General features: G+C 61.8%; 27 protein-coding genes. 15 read left to right on the forward strand and 12 right to left on the reverse strand.

Translation table 11 applies throughout. The annotated features are described in order from the left end of the window. Positions 1 to 51: 51 nt before the first annotated feature. Complete coding sequence (locus FEZ60_RS17395) at positions 52 to 1,353, reverse strand: alpha/beta hydrolase-fold protein (protein WP_172936592.1); 1,302 nt, start codon at positions 1,351 to 1,353, stop codon at positions 52 to 54. A gap of 109 nt (positions 1,354 to 1,462) precedes the next feature. Between FEZ60_RS17395 and FEZ60_RS17400 the strand changes: the two genes are divergently transcribed. After that, positions 1,463 to 2,059 carry a phosphoribosylanthranilate isomerase gene (locus tag FEZ60_RS17400; protein ID WP_033231739.1) on the forward strand — a complete coding sequence of 199 codons (597 nt, stop codon included), beginning with the start codon at positions 1,463 to 1,465 and terminating at the stop codon, positions 2,057 to 2,059. Here FEZ60_RS17400 and FEZ60_RS17405 read toward each other — a convergent pair. Then, positions 2,056 to 2,958, reverse strand: a complete 903-nt coding sequence (locus FEZ60_RS17405) for an alpha/beta hydrolase (RefSeq protein ID WP_172936593.1) — start codon at positions 2,956 to 2,958, stop codon at positions 2,056 to 2,058. The genes FEZ60_RS17400 and FEZ60_RS17405 overlap by 4 nt on opposite strands. Positions 2,959 to 3,070: 112 nt before the next feature. Here FEZ60_RS17405 and FEZ60_RS17410 point away from each other — a divergent pair, with 112 nt between their 5' ends. Beyond that, positions 3,071 to 4,069, forward strand: a complete 999-nt coding sequence (locus FEZ60_RS17410; RefSeq protein ID WP_172936594.1) for an NADP-dependent oxidoreductase — start codon at positions 3,071 to 3,073, stop codon at positions 4,067 to 4,069. On the opposite strand, the gene FEZ60_RS17415 is transcribed toward FEZ60_RS17410, so the two are convergent. Together FEZ60_RS17415 and FEZ60_RS17420 are read right to left on the reverse strand one after the other, a co-directional pair. Further along, positions 4,038 to 5,186, reverse strand: coding sequence for a CoA transferase (locus FEZ60_RS17415; protein WP_172936595.1), 1,149 nt, complete (start codon positions 5,184 to 5,186; stop codon positions 4,038 to 4,040). The two genes, FEZ60_RS17410 and FEZ60_RS17415, sit on opposite strands and share 32 nt — an antisense overlap. Further along, positions 5,183 to 6,355: an acyl-CoA dehydrogenase family protein gene (locus tag FEZ60_RS17420; RefSeq protein WP_172936596.1), complete on the reverse strand. Its 1,173-nt coding sequence runs from the start codon at positions 6,353 to 6,355 to the stop codon at positions 5,183 to 5,185. The genes FEZ60_RS17415 and FEZ60_RS17420 overlap by 4 nt, the downstream gene beginning before the upstream one ends. A gap of 135 nt (positions 6,356 to 6,490) precedes the next feature. Here FEZ60_RS17420 and FEZ60_RS17425 point away from each other — a divergent pair, with 135 nt between their 5' ends. Further along, on the forward strand, positions 6,491 to 7,549 hold the full coding sequence (locus FEZ60_RS17425; RefSeq protein ID WP_172936597.1) for a LacI family DNA-binding transcriptional regulator: 1,059 nt from the start codon (positions 6,491 to 6,493) through the stop codon (positions 7,547 to 7,549). On the opposite strand, the gene FEZ60_RS17430 is transcribed toward FEZ60_RS17425, so the two are convergent. Genes FEZ60_RS17430 through FEZ60_RS17440 form a run of 3 tightly spaced genes read right to left on the reverse strand, consistent with a single transcriptional unit; the run spans position 7,516 to position 9,526 of the window. Then, a complete protein-coding gene (locus FEZ60_RS17430) occupies positions 7,516 to 8,067 on the reverse strand; it encodes an SRPBCC family protein (protein ID WP_033231745.1) in 552 nt (183 codons plus the stop codon). The genes FEZ60_RS17425 and FEZ60_RS17430 overlap by 34 nt on opposite strands. A 41-nt stretch (positions 8,068 to 8,108) precedes the next feature. After that, complete coding sequence (locus FEZ60_RS17435; RefSeq protein ID WP_172936598.1) at positions 8,109 to 8,765, reverse strand: alpha/beta fold hydrolase; 657 nt, start codon at positions 8,763 to 8,765, stop codon at positions 8,109 to 8,111. Continuing rightward, positions 8,762 to 9,526 carry an MBL fold metallo-hydrolase gene (locus FEZ60_RS17440; RefSeq protein WP_172936599.1) on the reverse strand — a complete coding sequence of 255 codons (765 nt, stop codon included), beginning with the start codon at positions 9,524 to 9,526 and terminating at the stop codon, positions 8,762 to 8,764. Before FEZ60_RS17440 ends, FEZ60_RS17435 begins: the two co-directional genes overlap by 4 nt. Before the next feature lie 19 nt (positions 9,527 to 9,545). Between FEZ60_RS17440 and FEZ60_RS17445 the strand changes: the two genes are divergently transcribed. Then, entirely contained in the window at positions 9,546 to 10,613 is a 1,068-nt protein-coding gene (locus tag FEZ60_RS17445; protein ID WP_346343375.1) for an alpha/beta hydrolase, read from the forward strand. Between the two features lie 5 nt (positions 10,614 to 10,618). Here the strand turns inward: FEZ60_RS17445 and FEZ60_RS17450 are convergent, their stop codons facing one another. Further along, positions 10,619 to 10,999 (reverse strand): DUF1801 domain-containing protein, encoded by a 381-nt coding sequence (locus FEZ60_RS17450; RefSeq protein ID WP_033231749.1) that lies wholly within the window; start codon positions 10,997 to 10,999, stop codon positions 10,619 to 10,621. A gap of 110 nt (positions 11,000 to 11,109) precedes the next feature. Here FEZ60_RS17450 and FEZ60_RS17455 point away from each other — a divergent pair, with 110 nt between their 5' ends. The 3 genes from FEZ60_RS17455 (at position 11,110) to FEZ60_RS17465 (ending at position 13,321) form a co-directional block, all read left to right on the forward strand. Further along, positions 11,110 to 11,721, forward strand: coding sequence for a hypothetical protein (locus FEZ60_RS17455; RefSeq protein ID WP_172936601.1), 612 nt, complete (start codon positions 11,110 to 11,112; stop codon positions 11,719 to 11,721). A gap of 2 nt (positions 11,722 to 11,723) precedes the next feature. Next, positions 11,724 to 12,695, forward strand: a complete 972-nt coding sequence (locus tag FEZ60_RS17460) for a hypothetical protein (RefSeq protein WP_172936602.1) — start codon at positions 11,724 to 11,726, stop codon at positions 12,693 to 12,695. Between the two features lie 107 nt (positions 12,696 to 12,802). Further along, positions 12,803 to 13,321, forward strand: coding sequence for an N-acetyltransferase (locus tag FEZ60_RS17465; protein WP_172936603.1), 519 nt, complete (start codon positions 12,803 to 12,805; stop codon positions 13,319 to 13,321). A 3-nt stretch (positions 13,322 to 13,324) separates the two neighbouring features. Here the strand turns inward: FEZ60_RS17465 and FEZ60_RS17470 are convergent, their stop codons facing one another. After that, positions 13,325 to 13,552 (reverse strand): hypothetical protein, encoded by a 228-nt coding sequence (locus FEZ60_RS17470; RefSeq protein ID WP_172936604.1) that lies wholly within the window; start codon positions 13,550 to 13,552, stop codon positions 13,325 to 13,327. A 212-nt stretch (positions 13,553 to 13,764) separates the two neighbouring features. Between FEZ60_RS17470 and FEZ60_RS17475 the strand changes: the two genes are divergently transcribed. From FEZ60_RS17475 to FEZ60_RS17485, 3 genes are all read left to right on the forward strand, one after another. Then, positions 13,765 to 14,610: a TIGR03619 family F420-dependent LLM class oxidoreductase gene (locus tag FEZ60_RS17475; RefSeq protein ID WP_172936605.1), complete on the forward strand. Its 846-nt coding sequence runs from the start codon at positions 13,765 to 13,767 to the stop codon at positions 14,608 to 14,610. Between the two features lie 109 nt (positions 14,611 to 14,719). Next, positions 14,720 to 15,277: a flavin reductase family protein gene (locus tag FEZ60_RS17480; RefSeq protein WP_092803254.1), complete on the forward strand. Its 558-nt coding sequence runs from the start codon at positions 14,720 to 14,722 to the stop codon at positions 15,275 to 15,277. Next, entirely contained in the window at positions 15,274 to 15,894 is a 621-nt protein-coding gene (locus FEZ60_RS17485; protein ID WP_172936606.1) for a superoxide dismutase, read from the forward strand. The genes FEZ60_RS17480 and FEZ60_RS17485 overlap by 4 nt, the downstream gene beginning before the upstream one ends. A 5-nt stretch (positions 15,895 to 15,899) precedes the next feature. Here FEZ60_RS17485 and FEZ60_RS17490 read toward each other — a convergent pair whose 3' ends face one another. Together FEZ60_RS17490 and FEZ60_RS17495 are read right to left on the reverse strand one after the other, a co-directional pair. After that, a complete protein-coding gene (locus tag FEZ60_RS17490; RefSeq protein ID WP_172936607.1) occupies positions 15,900 to 17,534 on the reverse strand; it encodes an FAD-dependent oxidoreductase in 1,635 nt (544 codons plus the stop codon). A 62-nt stretch (positions 17,535 to 17,596) separates the two neighbouring features. Continuing rightward, positions 17,597 to 18,361: an enoyl-CoA hydratase/isomerase family protein gene (locus tag FEZ60_RS17495; RefSeq protein ID WP_045064706.1), complete on the reverse strand. Its 765-nt coding sequence runs from the start codon at positions 18,359 to 18,361 to the stop codon at positions 17,597 to 17,599. 90 nt (positions 18,362 to 18,451) lie between these two features. On the opposite strand from FEZ60_RS17495, the gene FEZ60_RS17500 reads away from it, so the two are divergent. From FEZ60_RS17500 to FEZ60_RS17520, 5 genes are read left to right on the forward strand one after another with little or no spacing between them, the layout of a single operon-like run. Then, positions 18,452 to 19,984, forward strand: a complete 1,533-nt coding sequence (locus tag FEZ60_RS17500) for an AMP-binding protein (protein ID WP_033231756.1) — start codon at positions 18,452 to 18,454, stop codon at positions 19,982 to 19,984. Positions 19,985 to 20,025: 41 nt separating this feature from the next. Beyond that, positions 20,026 to 21,207: an amidohydrolase family protein gene (locus FEZ60_RS17505; RefSeq protein ID WP_033231757.1), complete on the forward strand. Its 1,182-nt coding sequence runs from the start codon at positions 20,026 to 20,028 to the stop codon at positions 21,205 to 21,207. Continuing rightward, complete coding sequence (locus FEZ60_RS17510; protein ID WP_172936608.1) at positions 21,204 to 22,631, forward strand: FadD3 family acyl-CoA ligase; 1,428 nt, start codon at positions 21,204 to 21,206, stop codon at positions 22,629 to 22,631. The genes FEZ60_RS17505 and FEZ60_RS17510 overlap by 4 nt, the downstream gene beginning before the upstream one ends. A 32-nt stretch (positions 22,632 to 22,663) precedes the next feature. Next, complete coding sequence (locus tag FEZ60_RS17515; RefSeq protein ID WP_033231759.1) at positions 22,664 to 22,897, forward strand: hypothetical protein; 234 nt, start codon at positions 22,664 to 22,666, stop codon at positions 22,895 to 22,897. Next, positions 22,894 to 23,370, forward strand: a complete 477-nt coding sequence (locus tag FEZ60_RS17520; RefSeq protein WP_033231760.1) for a MaoC family dehydratase — start codon at positions 22,894 to 22,896, stop codon at positions 23,368 to 23,370. The genes FEZ60_RS17515 and FEZ60_RS17520 overlap by 4 nt, the downstream gene beginning before the upstream one ends. A 74-nt stretch (positions 23,371 to 23,444) precedes the next feature. Here FEZ60_RS17520 and FEZ60_RS17525 read toward each other — a convergent pair whose 3' ends face one another. Then, on the reverse strand, positions 23,445 to 23,978 hold the full coding sequence (locus FEZ60_RS17525) for a hypothetical protein (RefSeq protein WP_172936609.1): 534 nt from the start codon (positions 23,976 to 23,978) through the stop codon (positions 23,445 to 23,447). Positions 23,979 to 24,017 lie beyond the last annotated feature (39 nt).

A 24,017-nucleotide genomic window follows, 5' to 3' on the forward strand; every position in this document is an offset into this window, starting at 1 on the left:
CCGAATATAGAACACGTTCCAATTGGTGGGGTAGAACTGAGTGGATGAAACTCAGCCGATCAGTCCCATCCGCTGCGATAGCCACTCCAATTCCTGCTTCATAGCGGCCGACCACACGACAAAACTGTGGGCTCCGGGCAGTTCCAGATACTTGACGTTCATTCCCGCTGCCTTGGCCGCGTCGTAGATCTTCTGCTGCCCGGACTTGAAGTCGTTGTCGTCGGTTCCGACCACCACGATCCCGGCAGAATCGGGGAACTTCCGGTTCGCCATGATGTCCATCGGATTGACCTTCTCGAACGCGGCCTCGTTGCCGCCGAAGATCTGATCGACTGTCCTTTGCCGATCACCGAGCGATGGCTCGACCTGCCCGGAGAAGTCCAGGAACGTCGGGTAGATTTCCGGGAAATTGGTCGCCATCTGGAGCGAGCATGTCCCGCCGTACGAGAGTCCGCCGATGGCCCAGGCTTTGGGATCGGTATCGACCTGGAATGCCGAGGTCACTGCCGCGGGCAGATCCTTGGCGAGATACGTCGCCACATTTCCTGCCGGCGAGTCGGTGCACAAGGGATTGGCGAACTGCGTCCCGGTGGCGTCCGCCATCACGACGATCGGCGACAGCCCGGAATGCTCGCGGGCAAAGGAATCCATTGTGGCGGTGATCTTCCCGCCTTGCAGCCAGTCCTGCGGGCTTCCGGGTTGCCCGGCCATCAGAACCAGAACGGGAAGCAGCGGACGAGGATTCGTGAAGTACGACGGTGGCAGATACACCTCGGCATCGCGCGCGGTGAATCCCGAAATCGCGCCGGGGACAGGCAGAGTCGTCACCCGGCCACGATTCGGCATGTCTTCCGGGGCTTTCCAGACCGAATCCGTGGGATCACCGCTGATAACAGGATCGGTCGGACCGGGTACGTCCGCGAGCTCGATCCGGTCGAAATCGTCGTGGCCCAACACAATTCCCACGGTCGGATATGCGGAGAATTCGAGGTTGATCTGCACCGCCGCCGCAAGCACCATCAGCAGCGCTGCCACCACGGACAGCACTGCGCTAGCGATACTGCCCCCGGCTTTGATGCGCGGGCCGAGAAGCAACAGCCCGTACACGGCAAAACCGATCCACACGTAGATCGAAATCGCAATCGGATCAGGGAAAGGCACGATCACCTTCTCCACCAGAATCCACGCCGCCACCATGATCACCAGCGCGGCAACACCGCACACCGGGATCGCGTAGCGGTAGAACCACCGAGGCTTCCCGCTGAGCAACCACACTCCGCCGAGTACGCCCAGAATCGTCAGGACCACAGGCACGGGTCCAGAGATCACACTCGTCCGGTAGAGCCAGTCCACGTGTCGCCTCTCGTAATGCCGCTACGCCTGTCCGCCGAAAGCCTAGAGCCGTAATCGAGGGTTCGCCACGATCGAGGGGTTCTCGGGCACGGCTAGTACCCTGAAGCAGGTGACTTTCATCAAGATCTGTGGCCTCCGCGACGCCGATACCGTCGACCTCGCCGTCCGACTCGGCGTCGACGCCATTGGTTTTGTCTTTGCCGAGAGCGTCCGCAAAGTCGACACCGAGCTTGCGGCCGACCTCATTGCCCGAGTTCCCGACACCATCAGAGCTGTCGGCGTGTTTCTCGGTAACCCGCTCGAACAGATCCTCGAGATCGCCAAGTCCACCCGGCTGAAGTATGTCCAGGTCCATGATCTCGAGGCACCCGAGCAGGTGAAGCAACTACACGACGCGGGTCTCACGGTGATTCGTGCCGTCGTCTCCGGCCGGGTTCGCGACGGCTACAGCCTCGACCTGGGCGAGGACGAACTCCTCATCGACGGAGCCGATGCCGGTTCCGGAGTGGCCTGGGATTGGGCGCAGCAGCAGTCCAGGCCCGCTGGTCAGTGGATTCTGGCCGGCGGTCTCGGCCCCGACAACGTCCGTGCCGCGCTGGACGCCACTGGAGCCTGGGGTGTCGACGTGTCCAGTGGCGTCGAGTCCTCGCGCGGGGTCAAAGACCACGCGTTGATCGAGAGATTCGTAGCAGCCGCGCGGGCCTAGATCGGAGCTGTCGATCTGTCGGCCGCAGCCCACGCACCGAGCACGGTCCGCACTCCGGTTACCAACGGAAGTGGCTGATCGATCATCACATGGTGGCCGGCCTCGGGAATCTCCGCGACGATGGATTCCCGTCCCAACAGGATTCGGATGTCGGCCATCAGTTCCTCGGAGACAATTCCGTTCTCCGCTCGGAAATATGCTGTGCGGCAACGTGGACGATGATCGGTGACGTTGCCCGTACCCTCGCGCACAAACACTCTCGGATCGAACTTCCACGACCAACCACCGTCGACGGCTTCCATCGAGGTCTCGGCAACGTGGTCTCGAATGCATGGCAATCCGGTGTCCTGTGCCGGAACAAAGCGGAAGCGCGCCTTCGCGTCCTCACGAGTCGGATAAACCTTCTTCGGACCGAAGGCGTTTTCTTTTCGGCTGGCTTCTTCTTCCGGGGTCAATGCCCGCACCGGCGAATCGATGATGACGACACCACCCAGTTCGTCGCCGTGGAGGTCCGCGGCCACGAACGAGATGATCCCGCCCATGCTGTGCCCCACCAGGATCGGCTTTCCCTCGATCCCGCCGGCTCGCGCAGCCTCGACAATCTCGCGCGCCCACATCGCCAGTCCGTAACTCTCCCGAGTACCGCTGTCTCCGTGCCCGGTCAGGTCGAGTGCGACAACTCGGCGATCGGCAGCCAGCTGCGGGCCGATGTGATCCCACCACCGACTGTGGGCGGCGCCGCCGTGAACCAGCACGATTCCCGGCCCGACGGGCCCCCAGGCGCGGAATCGTACGGCTACACCCTCGACATCAACCGAGCCTGTTTGGGCGGGCGTCGACAACGCCTTCGTGAACCACTCCGGCGCCTGCTGCGCCTCTTCGACGCTCGTGTTGCTCATTTCCTGAACATAACCCACCCGTCTCGATCCCTTCGGAGCCCTTCCCCTGTAACCACAACATCGCCTATATTGAATCCGGTCTCAAGTTCAATTGTTCAACCGAGAGGGACACATGCCGAACCGCCAAGTACGCCTCGCCGCCCGACCGACGGGACTCCCCGACGCTTCCACCTGGGAATACGTCGATTCCGACATCCCCGTTGCCGGGCCGGGCGAGTTTGTCGTCAAGGTCGAATACCTCTCGCTCGACCCCGCTATGCGTGGTTGGCTCAACGACGTCAAGTCGTACGTTCCGCCGGTGAAACTCGGTTCCGTCATGCGCGCTCACGGCGTCGGCCACGTCACGCAATCTCAGCATCCCGAATTCAAGGTCGGAGATGTTGTCGCCGGAGCCTTCGGCGCAGCCGAGTACGGGCTCTCCGACGGTACCGAGGTCACGCGGGTCGACGAATCGATCGCACCCATGCCCACCTGGCTCGGCGCACTCGGATTCCCGGGTGTGACAGCCTATTTCGGCCTCCTCGAGGTCGGAAAGCTGAAAGACGGCGACACCGTGGTCGTTTCCGGCGCCGCTGGTGCCGTTGGCAGCCTCGTCGGTCAGATAGCAAAGATCCACGGCTGCAAGGTGATCGGCATCGCCGGTGGCCCCGAGAAGTGCGCCTGGCTCACCGACGAACTCGGATTCGACGTCTCGATCGACTACAAGAACGAATCCGTCTACAAGGCCCTACGCGCTGCGGCGCCCGACGGAATCGACGTGTACTTCGACAACGTCGGCGGTGAAATCCTCGACGCCGCACTCTCCCGCCTGCGTCTGGGCGCTCGCGTTGTCATCTGCGGCGCTATTGCCGGCTACAACGCCACCGAGCCGCAGCCGGGCCCGTCGCACTATCTGTCGCTTCTCGTAAACCGGGCAACCATGGCCGGATTCGTGGTTTTCGATTATCTCGATCGGTACTCCGAAGCGCAGGAACAGATCGGGAAGTGGATCAAGAGCGGTCAGTTGACGGCTCGCGAACACATCGTCGACGGTGGAATCGATGCATTTGGTGACAGCCTCAATCTCCTCTTCGCAGGGGCTAACACGGGAAAGCTGGTTCTGCGGGTGTAGCCGAATCCTCCCCCAGGCGCGGCGGCGCGGTGCGGTAGGTGGCCGGAGTGGCGCTGAGCCGAATCGGGTTGGCCACCTGCCGGATCGGTGCCGCGCGGCGCGGATCATCGATAGTGGCAACCGGATCGAGGTTCAACCGGTCGGCAAGCGCCATCGCGTCGGCAATGTTGTTGAGCGGACCGCACGGAACACCGCGCGCCGTCAATCTCTCGAACCAGTAGTCGGCGGTGTGAGACGCCAACGCGAGTGTCAACGCGTCGAACAGTTCCTCGCGATGCGCAACCCGCTCACGGTTGGTCGCGAAACGTGCGTCGGCCGCCAGTGAAGGAATTCCCAGAACGTCTACCAGAGAAGCGAATTGACGATCGTTTCCCACCGCCAAGACGAGCTGCCGATCAGCCGTGTCGAACAGTTCGTAGGGCGCGATACTGGGGTGTCGGTTACCCATCGCCTGCGGAACCACCCCGGCAGCGACGTAGCCGGACGACTGATTGACCAGTGCCGACAGCAAGGAGGACAACAGATTGACCTCGACGTGTTGACCTTCGCCGGTCCGGTCCCGATGACGCAGCGCGGCAAGGATTCCGACACTGGCATGCAGTCCGGTGATGACGTCCACCACCGCAACGCCGACCTTGGTAGGCGAGCGCGGGTCCCGCCCGGTGATGCTCATCAACCCGCCGACGGCCTGAATCAACAAATCGTATCCCGGTAGTGAGTTGTTTCCACCGAATCCGCTGATCGAGCAGTACACGATCGACGGATTCATCTCTCGCGCAGCGTCGTAACCCAATCCGAGCCGGTCCATGGTCCCGGGAAGGAAGTTCTGCACCACAACATCCGCCGTGCGCACCAGGTCCTGTGCAACTTCCAGGTCCTGAGCGTCGCGCAAGTCCAACGTGACCGACTTCTTGTTGCGGTTTACGGAGAGAAAGTAACTCGACTCCTCACCCACCCACGGTGGACCCCAACTGCGGGTGTCGTCACCAACACCGGGACGCTCGATCTTGATCACCTCGGCGCCGAGATCCGCCAGGATCATCGTGGCGTACGGTCCGGCGAGTACCCGGCCGAAGTCGGCGATCACCAGTCCGTCCAGTGCGCCAGGCGTTGTCACCGGAATGCTTCCTCACCCGTCAGTGCCCGGCCGATCACCAACTGGTGAACCTCGGAGGTGCCTTCGTACGTGAGCACGGATTCGAGATTGTTGGCGTGACGGATGACCGGATACTCCAAGGTGATGCCGTTGGCGCCCAGGATCGTTCGGCACTGTCGGGCAATCTTGATGGCTTCACGCACGTTGTTCAGTTTGCCGGTACTGACCTGCTCGGGACGTACTGTGTCGGCATCCTTGAGGCGTCCGAGATGAATCGCGAGCAACTGCCCCTTACCCAATTCGACTGCCATGTCGGCGATCTTGGCCTGCGTGAGCTGGTAAGCCGCCAGTGACTTGTCGAAAACCTGTCGATCACGGGCGTAGGCAATGGCAGTTTCGAGGCAGTCGCGGGCAGCGCCCATCGAGCCGAAGATGATGCCGAACCTGGCCTCGTTGAGGCAACCGAGCGGCCCGGACAGTCCGCGGGCCTTGGGTAGCATCGCAGACGCGGGCAGTCGTACATCCTCGAGCACGAGTTCGGAGGTAACGGACGCACGCAGCGACATCTTGTTCTTGATTTCGGGGGCCGAGAACCCGGGAGTGTCTGTCGGAACTACAAATCCGCGCACACCGTCCTCGGTTCGCGCCCAGACCACGGCGACGTCAGCGACGGATCCGTTGGTGATCCACATCTTGGTGCCGTTCAGAATCCAGTCGTCACCGTCGCGCTTGGCGTTGGTGCGCATACCGCCGGGATTGGAACCGAAGTCGGGTTCCGTGAGACCGAAGCAGCCGAGGGCCGTGCCCGCCGCCATCCGCGGAAGCCACTCTTCCTTTTGCTCTTCGCTGCCATTGTGGTGAATCGCGAACATCGCCAGCGAACCCTGAACGGAAACCAGACTGCGGATACCTGAATCGACGGCTTCGAGTTCTTGGCACGCCAGACCGTAGGCGGTTGCACTCGTTCCGGCGCAGCCATATCCCTCGAGGTGCATTCCCAGCACACCCAACGATCCGAGTTCCTGAGCCAACTCGCGCACCGGCAGTGCCGCGTCCTCGAACCACTGACCGATGTTCGGGCGGATACGGCTGTCGACCATCGCGCGCACCGTGTCGCGGATCGCGATTTCCTCGGCGTCGAGCAGCGTGTCGATGGAAAACAGTTCGGACAGGGACTGCGGCGTGTTCACGTTGCCTCCAAGGATGTACGTACGGGATTCATCAGGTATGCGAGAACGATTGTGCAATCGTTTGCATCACCTAGAGTAGGGACCGACCTAGCATCACGTCAATCCCCGAAATGAGTCTCAGGAGCCCCCGAGTTGATGTCGCCGGACCCGTCGACCCGCAGCAGCGGACGCCCACCGACGCTGCGTGAGATCGCAGACAAGGCGGGCGTCCACATCTCGACGGCATCGCGCGTCCTGCGCCAACCCGAACCCGTCGACGGCTGGTCGGACTCGGCTCAGCGTGTGCGCCAGGTCGCCGAAGAACTCGGCTACCAGCCAAATCTGTGGGCAGCAAGTCTACGAACGCGCAAGACCACAACGATCGGTGTGGTCATGCCGAGACTCACCGATGGCGTCGTCGCCACCATGTTCGGCGGCATCGAGGAAGCCGCGACGGCAGCCGGTTATTCGGTTCTGCTGTCCAGCCCGCCCGACGATCTCGATGCCCAGCGCAAAGCCGTCGAATTCCTGATCAGCCGTCAGGTCGACGGCCTCATGCTCAGCAGCATCCACCTGCCCGGCACCGATTTTGTCAGTTCGCTCCCCATCCGTTCGCTCCCCGTTCTGCTCCTCAACCGTCACATCGACGTCGGGCTCCCCTATGTCAGCGGCGACGACCGCCGCGGTGGGTACCTCGCGGGCAGACACCTGCTGGACTGCGGCTATCGCAACCTCGGCGTGATCGCGGGGCCGGATCACGCCAGCACCTCGCGCGAACGCGTCGCCGGATTCCGCGACGCACTCGCCGAAGCAGGCCTGGAATTACCGCCGCACCGGATCGTTGCCTCCGATTTCGAAGTGGAGGGCGGCGTTCGAGCAGCAACACAACTGCTGAGCACCCCGACGCGTCCCGACGCCATCTTCACAGTCAGCGACACCATCGCCATCGGCGTTCTCGGTGTTGCCCGCGATCTGGGCCTGAGTATTCCGGACGACCTTGCGCTGGTGGGCTACAACGACATTCCCGTGGTCTCGCAACTTCCGGTTCCACTGACTACGGTTCGCTCACCCGCCCGCAAGATCGGCGCAACCGGGGTGCAGAATCTGCTCGCCCTCATGGCAGGACGGAGCGTCGAATCTGTAAAGCTGCCGGTCGAACTGATCGTGCGGGCATCGACGCGCTACCAGACTTCGGATTCCTCGATCCCCAACTGACGGGCGTAGCGCGAGTTGAGATCGTCCCAGCCGTACTCGCGTGCCTTCGCTCCCACGATCGGACCGAACGGCGAACCGGCAAGCAGCCCGTCGAGAACGTCGAAACACAGGTGCCACCCTGCAGCCAACGCGGACGCCATTCCCTCGGCGCGCGAACGCTGCGTCAGAACCACCCTGGTTCCGCCCTCGACCGGAGTGAGCTCCCAGATCAATTCGTCCGGGCCCCATTCGTGTTCGAGTCGACGAGCTTCGTCGACCACGCGGACGGACGCCGGAAACGACATCTCCGGATCGCCTTCCTCCGACAGCATGGCGATGACCACTTCGCCGACGCTGCCCAAGTTGCGATCAGCCGTGTACGGAGTCCACTGCGCCAACATTTCCGGATCGGTCACCGCCGCCCACACCTGATCCACGGGATAAGGCAACGTTCTCGGGAAGGTGACAACCGTGTCGTCGCCGTCGACGGTGACCGTCACGTCGGACAGGGCACTGGGTTGATATTGCTGGGCACTCATAGTTCGATCTCACCAGGTGCCACCGACAGGAGCAACCGGCGTCAGCGTGGCCTGATTCCGAAGAGCCCGAATGCCGCCGCGACAGTCTGTTCGACCACGGGAAACTTGGTTACCCCGAGGTCGTGTTTGGCGCCGTCGAACTCCACCAACGTCGTTGCTGCGGGGATCAAGTCAAGTGCCGACTGCATCTCGTCCGTCGTCGCGAATTCGTCCTTCGAACCGTGGACCACCACCGTGGGGGTGGTCAGTGCCGGAAGGTGCTCGGTGCGCAGTTTCTCCGGCTTCTTCGGCGGATGCAATGGGTAGGACAGCAAGATCAGCCCATCCACCAAACCAGGGTTCTCGGCCGCCGCCATCGAGGACTGGCGTCCACCGTACGAATGTCCACCGAGAAGTAGAGGTCCATCGCTCGGGTAGTCCTTACGCAGTGTCGCAACAACATCAGCGATTCCCGATCGGTCTTCGGCGGCACGGGACGGGTGCGGTGGCCCCTTCGGCCGACGAACACGGTAGGCAAGATCAAATCGTAGAACCTGTACTCCGGCTTCGGCAAAACCCTCGGCAACAGCGCGAAGCAGCACGGTGTCGCAGTTGCTTCCGGCACCGTGTGTCAGAGCCACGGTCGCGATCGGGTCCGTATCCGGCCGATGCAGGAATCCTTGCAGCTCACCGCGGTCGACGGTCTCGAAGGTGGTCATGGTCGCATCCTTGTCCGGCCCGCGCGGGCCTGCTCGACTGCCGCCGTCATCGTCCCCTCGTACGCGGGCCCGTGCCCCGGGAAAATGACACCGGCCGGGGTTTCCGCAATGGCGTCCAACGCCTCGTCCGTTGCTTCCCGGTGGTGATTGAACGGGCACACCAGGAACTGCGGCCCCGTCTGCCGGGACGTGGCATGGCCAGTCACCAGAGCGTCACCCGAAGCAACGACGCCGGCACCGGGAATCAGGTACGCACTGTGTCCATCGGTATGCCCATGCGTGGGAATCGGCACGATACGGCCGGGAACATCCAAAGCACCACCCTCCGCAAAAGCCTGCGCCTGAGGCAGTTTCGCTCCCTTCAGCGCGCCGGCGCCGATCACGTCGAACAGCCACTTCGGCGCGCCCCGGCGCCACAGCAGTAACGGAACTTTGACCGGCCCGAGTTGCTGCAGGTATTCGCGTCGCGCATGCGGTACTTCCAACGGGTCCATCAATACCGGTAGGTCGTGGCGGGTCAGTATGTCCGCGATCCCGCCGATGTGATCGATATGGGCGTGAGTGACAAGCACGGCGCGCACATCGCCGATGCTGTGACCGATCTGCTCGATCGACCGTTCAACGTCACCGCCGTTGGCGGGATACCCACCGTCGATCAGAGTGAGATCGGAGCCTTCCTCGACGAGAACCCAATTTGCGTGCCCACATTGAACGAGGTGTGTGTTGTCGACCCGCGTGATCGACAGTGCCTTTGTACTCATGATTGGTAGTGTGCGCCACGTGCCGGAATCGTGGAACAGCGCCAGTGATCGCACAGTTCGGGGCCTCGCCGAGGCAGGCCTGGTTGCAGCAGCATTCGCACTGCCTGCAGCCGTAAAACGCCGCATCACCGGACCGCCGGTGCACAGAGACGGGCACACTCTCGACGCCGACGCGCACATGTTGTTGACTCTCGCCAAGGCACGCCCACGGCCCGCACTGTCGTCGGAGCCACATGTACTTTCCGCCGCGCGCGCCGAATTGACGCGAACGGCGATGTTGATGGCCGGCCGACCGGCGTCGGCGCACACGGAAGACATCTCCGTACAAGGCGCCGACGGCCCACTTCGCGCTCGCCTCTACGTGCCCACCCACGAGTCCGGGGCACTGCTGGTGTTCTTCCACGGCGGCGGCTGGGTTCAGGGTGATCTCGAATCACATGACGCACCGTGCCGACTGTTGGCTGAAACCTCAGGGGCCAGAATCGTCGCTGTCGAATATCGACTTGCACCCGAATTCCCTTTCCCCACACCGGTACACGATGCCTATGCGTCGTACCTCGACATTGTTTCTCGGGCAACCGAGTTCGCCGTCGACCCTGCTCGCATTGCGGTGGGTGGCGACAGCGCGGGTGGGCACCTGTCGGTTGTTGTTTCACTCCGCGCCCGCGATGACGGATATCCGTCACCGGCAGCCCAGTTGCTGATCTATCCGGCCACCGACTTTCACGAGAGAAGGCCGTCCCGAACGACGTTCGGCGAAGGATTCTTTCTGACCGAGGCAAATATGAACTTCTACGAGCGCAGTTTCCTCGGCGAGAACTCGGATCGGCTGGACCCGTGGGTGTCTCCATTGCGTGCCCAAAGCCACAACGATCTTCCACCGGCAATTGTGGTGACAGCTGGATTCGATCCACTGCGCGACGAAGGTGAAGCATACGCACAGCTGCTGCGCGACAACGGAGTTCGCGTTGTCGCGCGGCGCTATCCCGGATTCATCCACGGGTTCGTGAATGTTCTCGGCCCCAGTGCCCGATCGCGTGCGGCGGTTGTCGAAATAGGCGGAATGCTCCGAGCACTGTTGAGCTAGAGCACCTATGCCGTATTGAGCGCAATCGCGGCGTGAATGAGGGCCGTGAAGGCTTTCTCGTCGATGGTGTCGCCTTCGTTGAAGTCGATAGCGCGCCTGGTGTTGCCTTCGAGGCTGGAGTTGAACATTCCCGTCGGGTCATCCAATGCGGCCCCCTTGAAGAACGTCACCTTCACAGCCTTCTTGTACGTCTCACCGGTGCAGAGAATGCCGTCGTGTTCCCACACCGGAACTCCACGCCATTTCCACTCCTCGACCACATCGGGGTCGGCTTCCTTGACCAAAGTCCGGATCCGAGCGAGCATCTCCCCTCGCCAGTCACCGAGTTCCTCGATCCTCGCGTCGATCAATTCCGAGGGGGTACCCCCTGCTGCGTCCTTCTTCATGGTCGGTCACCCTCTCCACGATCGACTCGCTCCAAGTCACTCGAGTATGCCCGATCGTCTTTGCACCGTGCGGCAAATATGTTGCGTGTGCCCGCATCCAGAATTTCGTGATGAATAATGCAGCGATGGCACCACTCGGAACGCGAGTAGCAACTACCCTGTCGGCGAAAACGCGAAGCGGGTTGTTGGTCCGGTCCGCACTCATGGGAGTCGCCACCGTCGGCGTAGTCATCTCCGCGGTCCTCTCACTCGGCGGTGACAACCGTGAAGCCGGCACCGCATCAGGATCACCCACCGCTACGAATGGTGGAACCCACAACAGCGCCGAAGCCATCGTCGGGACGTTCCCGCCGGCCCTTGCCGAGGCGAGCATCTGCTCGCCGGGCTCGCTCAACTCGACCGGCGACTTGTACCTACTCTGCACGGTCGACTCCGGGTCAGCTCTCGCCCAGAGCGTCTCAACCGACTACAACATCGTCTTCATCACCTGGGTGAACCAGACCGAAGCTGGTAAAACACTCGTCGACTGGCGCGAGAACGAGCGGCCCGAACTCATCACTGAGAACCGCTCGCGTACCGCAGCCGCCCGCATCGAGTATCGAGACGCCGTCAGCACCACGGAGTACGCCAACTCCGACAGCGGGCTCCACATCACCTCGAGCGCCGTTTTTCCGAATGCCGTAACCGCCAAGGCATTCCTCGAACGCGCCGGCCTGATCTGAGAATGCGCAAATTCCTGGCTGTCACGTTCATTGTCGCGGTGAGCGTGTTCGCAGTGGCAGCGATGTACCTTTCCGTGCGCGGAGATAGCGTCGCGTTCACTCCTGCCGTGGCGTCGGTAGTCGACCATGCGGAATGCACTACACCCGATATCTCCGGACCACTCAGCGGGCTCGCTCAGATGGATTCACAATTCCCGCCAACAACCGAACCCGGCTATCCGCCATCGGATTTCGAACCGGTAGCGCTCATCCGGTGCGAACGCGGGGAAAACGCCGCCGGTGGGTTGACTATCGACGCGGTTCGCCTTGAAGGCGACGTATCTGCAGTAGTCGAAGCATTCCGAACCGACTCGCACCGGTTCCGCGACAACATCTCTGCTGACTGCGCGATACGGGAAATCGTCCCCGTCGGCCTATGGTTCGTCGACGCGTCGGGTAACGCATTTCGTCCAGCTTGGCCGTCAGCGCCGTGCGGATTCCAGGACGCACCTCTCGAAACGCTGGACACCTTGCATGAGGTCAGCCGTCAGCAGCACCCGATCGACGCCATATCGGCGGACGAACCGGGAATCTGCACAACGTCGATCGGATCGTTGTTCGATCTCACCACCCCCGACGACGTCGAGCGATCAGTGCGTTCCGAGAACACCGGATACTCACCTCTCGACAGTCCGTTGGCCACACCCGTCGACGACGTCGGCCGACTGCAGGTATGCCGCTACAACCTGGGCCAGGGGTCCTCGCATATCCGCCTGACATTGGCAGACAGTGTTGACCTGATGCACGCAGCGTCCACAGCACCCATCGCCCCACCCTGCGATCAGATCGCGCAACAGGTGGCGTCGATCGATCTCCGTCGAGCTGACGGCTCCGGGGGAACCCAAGTTCTTGCCGAACTCGACGGTTGCCAACGCATCAGATTCGGCGGATACCGCCAGATACCCACATCGATCACCGAACTGCTGTCGCGATGATGCCATTGAGAAAGCCATTGCATCACTGAGTATTTCGAGCCAAAGAGTTGGTGAACGCGGAATATAGAGTCGCACGACGGCAGCTACCTCGGGTAGCTTCGTACTCCATGTACATCCGCCGCGAATGCCCGTCCGACCGTGACACCGTCTACTCACTTCTCGACGCTGCATTTGCGGATCAGGCACCGCCGGGCGAAACGCCGTACGAAATCGAACTGACGCGCCAACTCTTTGCGTCCGACGAGTACCTGCCGAAGTTGTCCCTGGTGGCCGAGGCAGACGGCGAGATTCTCGGCTTCGTCATCGGAACCCGGGGATGGGTCGGCGAGGTGGAGGCTGTGGGCCTAGGCCCGCTGGCAGTGACACCCGAAAACCAACGGTCCGGCGTCGGCTCTGCGTTGATGCACGCGGTCATCGGTGCAGCGGACGCTCTGGACGTGCCGTTGCTCGCACTACTGGGCAGCACTGAGTACTACCCACGGTTCGGGTTTGTGACCAGCACGAAGGTGGGCATCGAATCACCGGAAGCCGAATGGGGTGCCCATTTCCAGATTCGCACCCTGTCTGCGCACACCCCAGATCAGGTTGGCACGTTCAAATACGCGGCACCGTTCGATATGCCCTGACCGTCAGTCGAACAGTGTCGGTGACACGCTCTCGTCGGAAGCACCTTCGGCGGGGGCGATCTTCTTGCCGCCACCCTTACGCACGACAGTCAGACTGGTCGTCCGTAGCGACAGCCTGTGCCCGTCACCATGTTCGAGCAACGCCATACCCTGCCGAACTTCGACTACCGTCCACGGACCCGCATGGTCGGCCGCCTGTACGAGGTCACCGGACTCCACCTCAGTTGCCATGACCACTCCTTAGTTCCTCGTGTCCTGCACGTTCTCCTTCACATTATCGACGTGACCATGTAGCGGCAGACGCGCAGGGTAGGGCTTCGCCCCGTGCGCCTTTTCGGTAGCGCCGACTGCCAGAAAGGCGCACAGGGCCGAAGGCCCAAAACCACCCCGAACGAACCTGCAACAAGTTACAGTTTTTCGACGGACCATCGAAGGAGAAGCCTGTGCGCTACGGAGTCAGCTTGTTCACCAGCGACCGCGGCATTCGCCCTGCTGATGCGGCCGTTGCCGCCGAAGCTGCCGGGTTCGACGCCTTCTACGTTCCCGAGCACACGCACATCCCGGCATCACGGGCGTCGGATCATCCGGGGACCAAATCCGCGGAACTTCCGGACGACCGCTACATGCGCACCCTCGACCCCTGGGTTGCGCTCGGCACTGCAGCATCGGTCACCAACACCATTCGCCTGGGCACGTCGGTGGCACTCCCCCTCGAACATGATCCGATTACTCTGGCAAAAACCATCGCCTCGCTGGATCACCTGTCCGATGGACGTGTTGTCTTCGGTGTCGGATTCGGCTGGAATGCAGAGGAACTCGCCGATCACGGGGTACCCCCGAACAAACGTCGTACGGCTCTGCGCGAATACCTCGAAGCAATGGGTGAACTCTGGTCGAAGGACGAGGCATCCTACGAGGGCCAGTTCGTGAAGTACGGGGCCAGTTGGGCATGGCCCAAGCCCGTACAGAAACCGCGTCCACCCATCCTCCTCGGCGCCGGTGCGAGCGAAAAGACCTTCAAGTGGATCGCACAGTCCGCCGACGGCTGGATCACGACGCCGATCCAGCAAGAGATCGAGGAAAACGTAGAGCTGTTTCGCAAGATCTGGTCCGAAGCCGGTCGAGTCGGCGAACCTGAAATCACCGTCCTCGCCGGAAAGCCCGAGGCGGACAAGCTCGCTCACTGGGAGAGCATCGGAGTTACCGAGGCAATGTTCGGCACGCCGGACGCCGCTCCCACCGACGTTGTGGAATACATCAAGAGATTGGCCGCCAAGCTAGGACGGTGAACCCCGTCACATCACCTTGATCTCAAGCGCGCTCGAGGTTTTACCGTCAATACAGCACAGGCCACGTGCATCGGCGGAATTACCCGAGTAGCGGAAGGTGAACTCTCACGTGACGACGGAACTAGTTGGACCGCATACCGATTCGATACCGGAACCGTCGATCCGTGAATCTTTTGTCGATGCCTTCCGTCGACATCCTGCGGGTGTCGCCATTATCACTGCCGCCGGCGAAGACGGCCCGGTCGGGATTACGTCGTCGTCGGTGATGTCGATCAGTGCCGACCCCGCTGTACTCGCGTTCTCACTACAATCCCTGCGAGGATCTGCTGCAGCGATCGCGGCCGCGTCCAGTTTCCTTGTTCACCTTGCGCATTCCGACAATGTAGAGCTGGCAGAAACATTTGCCACGCGTGGCGCCGTCCGATTCGGCGCGGACATGGACTGGTCGTTCCTGTCGACCGGTGAACCGTTCCTCCACGGAACGGCACATGCTCTCCGCGCGGTCCCACTCGGCGCCACCGCTTGTGGTTCGGCGCTCATCGTCACGGCAGAAGTTGTCGAGGTCATCGCGCCGACGCGTGTTCTCTCCCCACTCGTCTACCACAACCGGGCGTACCACCATCTCACCCCAGCGACTCATCACCGATCGAAAGGCACACCACAATGACCGAATACGTCTTGCCCCAGCTCGATTACGATTACGCAGCCCTCGAACCTCACATCTCAGGCGAGATCATGGAGCTGCACCACAGCAAGCATCACGCGACCTACGTCGCCGGCGCAAACAGTGCAATCGAGCAGTTGGCCGCCGCACGAGAAGACGGCACGATCGCAGCCAAGGCTCCGCAACTCAGTAAGAACCTCGCCTTCCACCTCGGCGGCCACACCAATCACTCGATCTTCTGGAAGAACCTCTCCCCCAACGGTGATGAGCGACCTGAAGGAGAACTGGCTGCTGCCATCGACGAACATTTCGGGTCATTCGACGCGTTCGTGACGCACTTCTCCGCGGTCGCAACCACTTTGCAGGGCTCCGGCTGGGCCGTACTGGCCTACGACACGATCGGTCAGCGTCTGATCATCGAGCAGCTCACAGATCAGCAGGGAAACATCAGCATCGGCATTGTTCCGCTCCTGATGCTCGACATGTGGGAGCACGCCTTCTATCTTCAGTACAAGAACGTCAAGGCCGACTACGTGAAGGCATACTGGAATGTCATCAACTGGGACGACGTGGCGCAGCGCTACGCCGACGCCACGTCGGTCCTGGGTTCCGGAAAGTAACCCCCTTAACGACTTACAGTCCGTGCAGTGATCTTGATGCGAGGGCGGCCGGCAGCTTTACCGGCCGCCTTCTCTTGTGCGTCCCGGGCCGCCCACCCCGCCTTGTCGATCATGTCGGGTTGACGTTCCGTCACCAGTTCGACCAAGGATGTCCGGTCGAGTTCAGGCGCGGTCAGCAATCCGGCGTCGAAGTCTGCCAGTAGTTGCGCGACGGTTTCCTTCGCGTCGACGCGGTTGGTGCCGATCACACCGCGCGGGCCCCGTTTGATCCAGCCGCTGGTGTAGACGCCGACTGCGCCGTCCACCCGGCCCTGATGGTTGGGAATGATTCCCCGTGCTTCGTCGAACGGAACGTCAGCGACTGGTTCGCCGCGATATCCCACCGATCGCAGAACAAGCGACGCTTCCAGTGTCTCGACCTTCTCGGTCGCCGATGCCGCAAGGTCGTCGTCAAGTGTGTTGTGCACCAACGTCACCGATTCGACGCGGTCGGTGCCCTGCAGTTCGCTGGGCGCGACGAGATACCGGAAGACGATTCGCTTGTTGCCTCCGTTCGCCGGCTTCTGTGCGTACTCACGTGCAAGGTCAACTTTGAGTTTGTCGGACAGCAGCGCATCGGGATCATCCAGGGCTGCTGCGCTTGCCGCGTCCAGCACGACGTCCTGTTGGTCGATCACGACGTCGACACCGTTCAGGTGACCCAGCGCGAGAAACTCCGGGGCGGAGTACGCGGCCTGGAGTGGGCCTCGTCGTCCGAGAACAACAACCTCACGGATATTGCTGTTGCGCAGGGCGTCCAACGTGTGGTCAGCAATGTCGGTTCTTGCGAGTTCGTCGACATCGCACGTGAGAACACGCGCGACATCGAGTGCCACGTTGCCGTTTCCGACGATAACCGCGCGCTCCCCCGAAAGGTCGAATTCACGATCCGAAAAGTCCGGATGCCCGTTGTACCAGGACACGAATTCCGTCGCGGAATGACTGCCGGGCAATGATTCTCCGGGGATGCCCAGCTTGCGATCGGTTGCGGCGCCAACGGCATAGATCACGGCATCATGGTGCCGCAGTAGCTCGTCGTGCGAAATATGCTTGCCCACTTCGACGTCGAGGTAGAACTGAAACGACTCCGATTTGAACGAAGACCCGAAGACACTCACGACGCCTTTGGTTTCCTGATGATCCGGCGCAACTCCACTGCGCACCAACCCCCAAGGCGAGGGCAAGCGGTCGAACATCTCGACCTCCACTGATCCCCGCGCCAGCAGTTCGGCAGCGCAGTAGCAGGCTGCCGGACCGGATCCGACTATCGCGACACGTATTCGAGGCAGATCCGCTGACGGGCGTTTCGGCGGAGTGGGGAATGCAACGTCATCGGTGTCCAGTGGATTCTGCTCGAAGTACGCCGCATTGATCTCCGTGTACCGACTCATCGACTCACTGAGATCGTATTCGGAGTAGATCGCATCCACCGGACACGCGTCGACGCATGCCCCGCAGTCGATGCAGGTGTCCGGATCGATGTACAGCATCTCAGCGGTGGTGTATCCGGGGTCTCCGGGCCGCGGACGGATGCAGTCGACCGGGCACACCGCTACGCAACTGGTGTCGTTGCAGCATCGTTGAGTGATCACAAAAGTCATGTGGAGTCCGTAACTGGTCGGAAAGTGCGGCACCGATTCGCACGCACTCGTAGGATTTCAGTTCACTTGTTGCGGTTCATAACCCGGTCTGCTGCTGCCCAGTGTTCGTCGGTAATCCACAAGCGCGCAAAAGCGTCGATAGCTTCGGGAGGAGCAACCCCGGACATCACCCGTTTGATGCTCTCGGCCGGAGCGTTGGCAAGAGACTTCGCCAGTGAGCGCCAGCCCTCGTCGAAGGATTCTCGGGGCAGGACGCGATCGACGAGTCCGAGCGATTCTGCGTCAGCAGCACCCATGATCGTTCCGGAACCGGCCAGCATCAATGCCCGACCGCGCCCGACAAGTGCGGCAAGCCGCTCGGCTCCACCCCACGCGGGCATGATTCCGAGACTCACCTGATTGAAGCCGATCTTGATGTCGTGCGCGGCAATTCGAATATCTGCCGCCACGGCAACTTCGGCGCCGCCGCCGAGCGCATGCCCGTTCAAGGCAGCGATGACGGGTCCGGGGAATTGTGCGATGCGGTCACAGATCGACCGCATCCGCCGGGCCATGTCCGCCGCCTGTTCCAGCGTCCGAAGTTTGGCCAGTTCCTTGAGATCGCCACCGGAGACAAACGCACGATCACCAGCGCCGGTGATCACCAGGGCGCGGGCCCCGCGAACCGAGTCGAGTGCCTCGTCCAATTGGTCCATCGTTTCCGGCGCGATGGCATTGCGTGCTTGTGGACGGTCGATGGTGATGATCGCCAACTCGCCGTCCATTTCAACGATAACCAAGATGTTCTCCGTTACGATATTGGCATTCTTGTTTTGTGAGAATAACATATTCACGACTGGCAGAAGCCAGTTCGACCGCTCCCGTCTCGTGCCGCAGTTCGGCCTAGGAGCGGCCCGGTTACCTGCATTGGAGCTCATATGCGGCACATTCCCACCACGCTTGCCACCCGGTACCTCGAAGAGGGTTGGTGGACTCAGGACACGATCGGCACGATGCTCACCCGAGGCCTCGCTGCCGCCCCCGACACCGAATTTCGTATCCACTCGAAGATCCGTCCGTGGACCGGAACTTTTGCCGACGTGGACCTGGTGGCACGCAGGTTGGCCGGCGGCCTGCGCGAACGGGGCGTCGGCGCGGGTGATGTCGTCGCGTTCCAGCTTCCGAACTGGATGGAAGCAGCAGCGGTCTTCTGGGCCTCGACCTTCCTCGGCGCAACGGTTGTTCCCATCGTTCACTTCTACGGCCGCAAGGAAGTTGCCTACATACTCGACGAGACGAAGCCGAAGGTCTTCATCACGGCCGAGAAGTTCGGGCGCACCGAGTACCAGCCGGATCTGTGCGCGAACATCCCCGTCGTCGGAGTTGTCGGACGTGATTTCGAAGATCTGCTCAGCGATGTACCACTGGCGGAGAACATCGACACAGACCCCACTTCCGCCGTGCTCATCGCTTTCACCTCCGGCACGACGCGCGCTCCCAAGGGCGTCATCCACAGCCATCAGACACTCGGGCACGAAACCCGCCAGCTCTTGGGCCTGTACCCGAAAGACCGTGGCAAGCAACTCACGTCGGCCCCGGTCGGTCACTTCATCGGCATGGTCAATGCCTTCCTCATTCCAGTTGTCGACGGCTCCCCGATCAACCTCACCGATGCGTGGGATCCGGAACAGGCACTGGAGTTGATGACCAGCGATCAACTCACCGTCGGCGGCGGCGCAACCTACTTCCTCACCAGCCTGCTCGATCATCCGAAGTTCACGCCGGAACATCTCGCGTGCATGAAATATGCGGGACTCGGCGGCTCGTCCGTCCCCGCGGCGGTCACGAGAAGACTGGCCGACTTCGGCATCACCGTCTTCCGCTCGTACGGGAGCACCGAACATCCGTCGATCACGGGATCGAGCCACCTTGCCCCGGAAGACAAGCGGTTGTTCACCGACGGAAATGTCATGGAGGGCGCGGAGATCCGGCTTGCCGATGACGGAGAAATCCTCAGCCGTGGACCCGATCTCTGCATCGGGTACACCGACCAGGCGCTCACCGACGCGACATTCGACGCCGACGGTTGGTACCACACCGGGGACATCGGTGAAATCGACGAGGACGGCTACCTGACGATCACGGACCGCAAGTCCGACATCATCATTCGCGGCGGCGAGAACGTGAGCGCACTCGAGGTCGAGGAAATCCTTCTCTCGATGCCGGGAGTCGCCGAAGCCGCAGCGGTATCCGCCCCGGACGAGCGCCTCGGCGAACACGTTGCCGCGGTGCTGCGCCTGCTGCCCGGCCACAGCTTGCCGACGATGGACGAACTCCGCGCTCACTTCGACCGAGCCGGCGTCGCAAAACAGAAGTGGCCGGAGGAATTGCACCAGGTGGACGACTTCCACCGGACGGCCAGCGGCAAGATTCAGAAGTTTTTGGTCCGCCAGGATATTGCGACCGTTTAAAAAAGAGAATAGTGTTCTCATCAAACGCAAAGGAGAATCTCATGCCCCCGAAGGACCTGCCTTACCCGCTGTTCGACGCAGACAACCATCTGTACGAGACTGCCGAGGCCCTCACCAAGTACCTCCCGGCGAAGTACAAGGACGCCATCAAGTACGTCGAGGTCGACGGACGCACCAAGATCGCCATTCGCGGACAGATCAGTGAGTACATCCCCAACCCCACGTTCAGCGTCGTTGCACGCCCGGGTTCCATGGAGGAGTACTTCAAGAACGGAAACCCCGAAGGCAAGAGCCGTCGCGAGATCTTCGGTAAGTCCATGAAGGCAATCCCCGCCTTCAGCGAGCCGGGCCCGCGCCTGGAACTCATGGACGAGTTGGGCGTCGACCGCACGCTGATGTTCCCGACCCTCGCCAGCCTGGTCGAAGAGCGGATGCGTGACGATCCGGACCTGATTCACGCTGTTGTGCACGCACTCAACGAGTGGCTGTACGAGACATGGCAGTTCAACTACAAGGACCGCATCTTCACCACCCCGGTGATCAGCCTGCCGATCCTCGACAAGGCACTCGAAGAACTCGAGTGGGTTGCCGAGCGCGGCGCAAGGGCTATTCTCGTGCGCCCAGCACCCGTCCCCGGATTCAAGGGCCCTCGTTCGTTTGCCATGCCGGAGTTCGACCCCTTCTGGAAGCGCGTCGTTGAGCTCGACCTCCTCGTCGCGATGCACTCGTCGGACAGCGGATACGCGCGCTTCGACGCCGAGTGGGAAGGCACGGACGGCGAGATGCTGCCGTTCCAGACCAATACGTTCCGCATGGTCAACGAGTGGCGTCCCGTACAGGACACCGTGGCATCGTGGGTCTGCCACGGCGCACTGTTCCGCTTCCCTGACCTCAAGCTTGCGGTCATCGAAAGTGGATCTGCCTGGCTGCGGCCACTTCTGGACAGCCTCGCCGACACCTTCAAGAAGGCACCTGAAGGCTTCGGTATGCAGGATCCCGTCGCTGCGATCAAGCGCCAGGTCCACGTCAGCCCGTTCTACGAGGAGGGCGTGACCGATCTGATCGATCTCGTCGGAGTCGACCGAGTGCTCTTCGGCTCGGACTACCCGCATCCGGAGGGCTTGGCAGAGCCGCGGCACTTCGCGGACATGCTCGGGCACCTGGACGAGAAGGATCAGGCAAAGATCATGGGCGGCAACCTTGCAGGGCTCCTTTCGCTGTGAAGTGGCAGACCATCCCTGAGATGGTCCTGAGTGCGGCCGACCGCTTCGGCACTGCCGAAGCGGTCGTCGACGGGCCCGTCCGGATCACCTTCGTCGAACTCGCTGATCGGGTCCGCCGGGCCGCTGGCGCTCTGGCCTCGATCGGCGTGGACAAGGGCGATCGAGTGGCGATCTGGGCGCCCAACTCCGCCGAATGGATCATCGCCGCATTCGGCATCTTGACCGCCGGCGGAGTGCTGGTTCCCGTCAACACGCGGTACAAGGCCGACGAGGCCGCCGACATCATCCGACGGAGCGGCGCCAAAGCCGTACTCGTCCAGAAGGGGTTCCTGGGCCTCGAGTACAGTGCACCCGATGACGTACCGGTCATCGACTTGAAGTCGGATTTCCTTTCCAGCGGTGCACCTTTCGAATGCGAGATCAGCGGCGACGACATCGCCGACATCATGTACACGTCGGGAACGACCGGCCGCCCCAAGGGCGTCATGATGAACCATCACCAGACACTGCGAATGTTCTCGGAGTGGTGCGATCTCGCAGACCTGAGGGAAGGCGATCGCTACCTGGTCGTCAACCCGTTCTTCCACATGTTCGGCTACAAAGCAGGCGTTGTCGCGTCGTTGATTCGCGGCGCCACCATTCTGCCCGTAGCCGTTCTCGACGTGGATCAGGTACTGGAACTGGTCGAGACCGAGAAGATCACCATGCTCCCGGGACCGCCGACGCTCTACCAGTCACTGCTGTCCGCTCCCAACACCCGAGATCTGTCGTCACTACGTGCTGCGGTCACCGGATCGGCGGACATTCCGGTAGAACTCATCCGCCGGGTCGCAAAGGAACTTCCGTTCCAGACCATCATGACGGGTTACGGCTTGAGCGAAGGGGGAACGGCAACCGCGTCGCGCCCCGGCGACTCGTTCGAGCAGATAGCAACTACCGTCGGTACACCATGTGACGGAATCGAATTGCGAATCGCAGACGATTCCGAGGTACTGATTCGCGGATACAACGTCATGCAGGGATACCTTGACGATCCGCAGGCAACCGCCGAAGCGATCGACACGGACGGTTGGCTGCACACCGGCGATCTCGGAAAGCTTGACGACGAGGGACGGCTCAGTATCGTCGGCCGCAAGAAGGACATGTTCATCGTCGGCGGGTTCAACGCATATCCAGCCGAGATCGAAGGTTTCCTCCTCGAACACCCGGCGGTCGATCAGGTTGTCGTGATCGGCGTTCCCGACGAACGAATGGGGCAGGTCGGCAAAGCGTTTGTGGTCACCAAACATACAGTGACAGAACAAGACCTACTCTCCTGGAGCCGCGAGCGGATGGCCGGGTTCAAAGCTCCTCGCACTGTCGAGTTCCTCGACGCACTGCCACTCAATGCGACTGGCAAAGTCATGAAAGACCAATTGAGATAACCGAACTCACGTTTGAATTGAGGAGGCGTGTAATGAACGACCATGATGCGATATTGACGTTCGCCCTGAAGTGGCGACATTGGAACGGCGGACCCGCCGAAGACATTTTTGTCCAATTCGGGATCACGCCTGATCAATTCTTCCGTCGCCTCCACAGCATCCTGGAGGTCGGAGAGCAGAGCGACCTCTCACCCGAGATCGCGGCAGAACTCGCGTACATCTGCGATCTGCGACTGAACCCCGTTGAACTCAGGCTGGCCGGTTGAGCACCCAGAGTGGTTTGGACCAGACTGATTTCACCACCTTCGACGATATCCGAGCCGCTGTCGGGACAACGATCGGCACCAGCGATTGGATCACGATCGATCAGAAACGGATCGATCTCTTCGCGGCAGCCACCGACGACGACCAGTGGATACATGTCGATACGGACCGTGCTGCAGACGGACCGTACGGCGCCACCATCGCACATGGATTCCTGACATTGTCATTGCTGGCACCGATAGTTCAGACAGTCATGGCCGTCAGTTGCGCCCGCATGGCGCTCAACTACGGACTGGGGAAAGTGCGGTTCATCAGCCCGGTCTTGGTGGACAGCCGGGTGCGGGGAACAGTGGAGCTCACTTCCGTCACCGACATCGACGGCGGAATCCAAGTGGAGCGCACCGTCACGATCACCGCCGAAGGGTCCGAGCGGCCCGCCTGTGTCGCACAAAATCTGGTTCGATACTTGAGCTGACATCTGTTGGCGTGCACGTGCATGCGACGTCGACGCCGGTGCTACCGGCGTCGACGTCGCGTCGTTGTGGGCGATCAGCAACCGGGAACCGGCGCCCCGCCGCCCTGAATCGCCAACAGCGTGCAGAACGTCGCGGCCGACACCTTCCACTCACCGGCCTGCTCTAGCGCTTCACCGGACTGGTCCGGCAGAACCGGAGCCCCGTTCATCAGAAGCGTCCACTTCACGGCAGCGTTCGTGCCGGTGGCCTCGACACCTTGAACCGTTGCCGTGGTTGCCGTGGCCTGCGGATTGGCCGTCAGCGCTTCGAGAGTCGGCAGGAACACGTCACCGTTCTCGACAAGAGCGGCACGATCCGCGGGCGGAGTAGTTCCGTTGAAGAAGGTGACAAAGACGTCCGTGATCTCCTTGGTCGTCGCGTCGTCGGCCGCAGCCGCCGCGGTGGTCCCCGCAGACGACGTGCTCGAAGCCTTCGAGGCCGCTGCCGAAGTTGTTGTGGTGTCAGCGGTGTCGCTGTCGGAATCACTGCTGCAGCCTGTGACGGTGGCGGCCACGACGGCAACAAAACCGGCGGCGGCCACGACTCGACTAATTACCGAATTGCGCATGACGGATCCTCTCCGATGGGCGGACGGGTTCCACCCACC

Origin of the sequence: Rhodococcus sp. MS16, from assembly GCF_013277795.1 — a bacterium.
Classification (GTDB): domain Bacteria; phylum Actinomycetota; class Actinomycetes; order Mycobacteriales; family Mycobacteriaceae; genus Rhodococcus_F; species Rhodococcus_F globerula.

What these genes read in the sequence shown, in the direction of transcription:
- FEZ60_RS17405 (WP_172936593.1), bottom strand. Translation starts at nt 2,958, where the DNA reads ATGAGCAACACGAGCGTCGAAGAGGCGCAGCAGGCGCCGGAGTGGTTC.
- FEZ60_RS17410 (WP_172936594.1), top strand. Translation starts at nt 3,071, where the DNA reads ATGCCGAACCGCCAAGTACGCCTCGCCGCCCGACCGACGGGACTCCCC.
- FEZ60_RS17425 (WP_172936597.1), top strand. Translation starts at nt 6,491, where the DNA reads ATGTCGCCGGACCCGTCGACCCGCAGCAGCGGACGCCCACCGACGCTG.
- FEZ60_RS17430 (WP_033231745.1), bottom strand. Translation starts at nt 8,067, where the DNA reads ATGAGTGCCCAGCAATATCAACCCAGTGCCCTGTCCGACGTGACGGTC.
- FEZ60_RS17435 (WP_172936598.1), bottom strand. Translation starts at nt 8,765, where the DNA reads ATGACCACCTTCGAGACCGTCGACCGCGGTGAGCTGCAAGGATTCCTG.
- FEZ60_RS17440 (WP_172936599.1), bottom strand. Translation starts at nt 9,526, where the DNA reads ATGAGTACAAAGGCACTGTCGATCACGCGGGTCGACAACACACACCTC.
- FEZ60_RS17450 (WP_033231749.1), bottom strand. Translation starts at nt 10,999, where the DNA reads ATGAAGAAGGACGCAGCAGGGGGTACCCCCTCGGAATTGATCGACGCG.
- FEZ60_RS17455 (WP_172936601.1), top strand. Translation starts at nt 11,110, where the DNA reads ATGAATAATGCAGCGATGGCACCACTCGGAACGCGAGTAGCAACTACC.
- FEZ60_RS17460 (WP_172936602.1), top strand. Translation starts at nt 11,724, where the DNA reads ATGCGCAAATTCCTGGCTGTCACGTTCATTGTCGCGGTGAGCGTGTTC.
- FEZ60_RS17465 (WP_172936603.1), top strand. Translation starts at nt 12,803, where the DNA reads ATGTACATCCGCCGCGAATGCCCGTCCGACCGTGACACCGTCTACTCA.
- FEZ60_RS17470 (WP_172936604.1), bottom strand. Translation starts at nt 13,552, where the DNA reads ATGGCAACTGAGGTGGAGTCCGGTGACCTCGTACAGGCGGCCGACCAT.
- FEZ60_RS17485 (WP_172936606.1), top strand. Translation starts at nt 15,274, where the DNA reads ATGACCGAATACGTCTTGCCCCAGCTCGATTACGATTACGCAGCCCTC.
- FEZ60_RS17490 (WP_172936607.1), bottom strand. Translation starts at nt 17,534, where the DNA reads ATGACTTTTGTGATCACTCAACGATGCTGCAACGACACCAGTTGCGTA.
- FEZ60_RS17495 (WP_045064706.1), bottom strand. Translation starts at nt 18,361, where the DNA reads ATGTTATTCTCACAAAACAAGAATGCCAATATCGTAACGGAGAACATC.
- FEZ60_RS17500 (WP_033231756.1), top strand. Translation starts at nt 18,452, where the DNA reads ATGCGGCACATTCCCACCACGCTTGCCACCCGGTACCTCGAAGAGGGT.
- FEZ60_RS17505 (WP_033231757.1), top strand. Translation starts at nt 20,026, where the DNA reads ATGCCCCCGAAGGACCTGCCTTACCCGCTGTTCGACGCAGACAACCAT.
- FEZ60_RS17515 (WP_033231759.1), top strand. Translation starts at nt 22,664, where the DNA reads ATGAACGACCATGATGCGATATTGACGTTCGCCCTGAAGTGGCGACAT.
- FEZ60_RS17525 (WP_172936609.1), bottom strand. Translation starts at nt 23,978, where the DNA reads ATGCGCAATTCGGTAATTAGTCGAGTCGTGGCCGCCGCCGGTTTTGTT.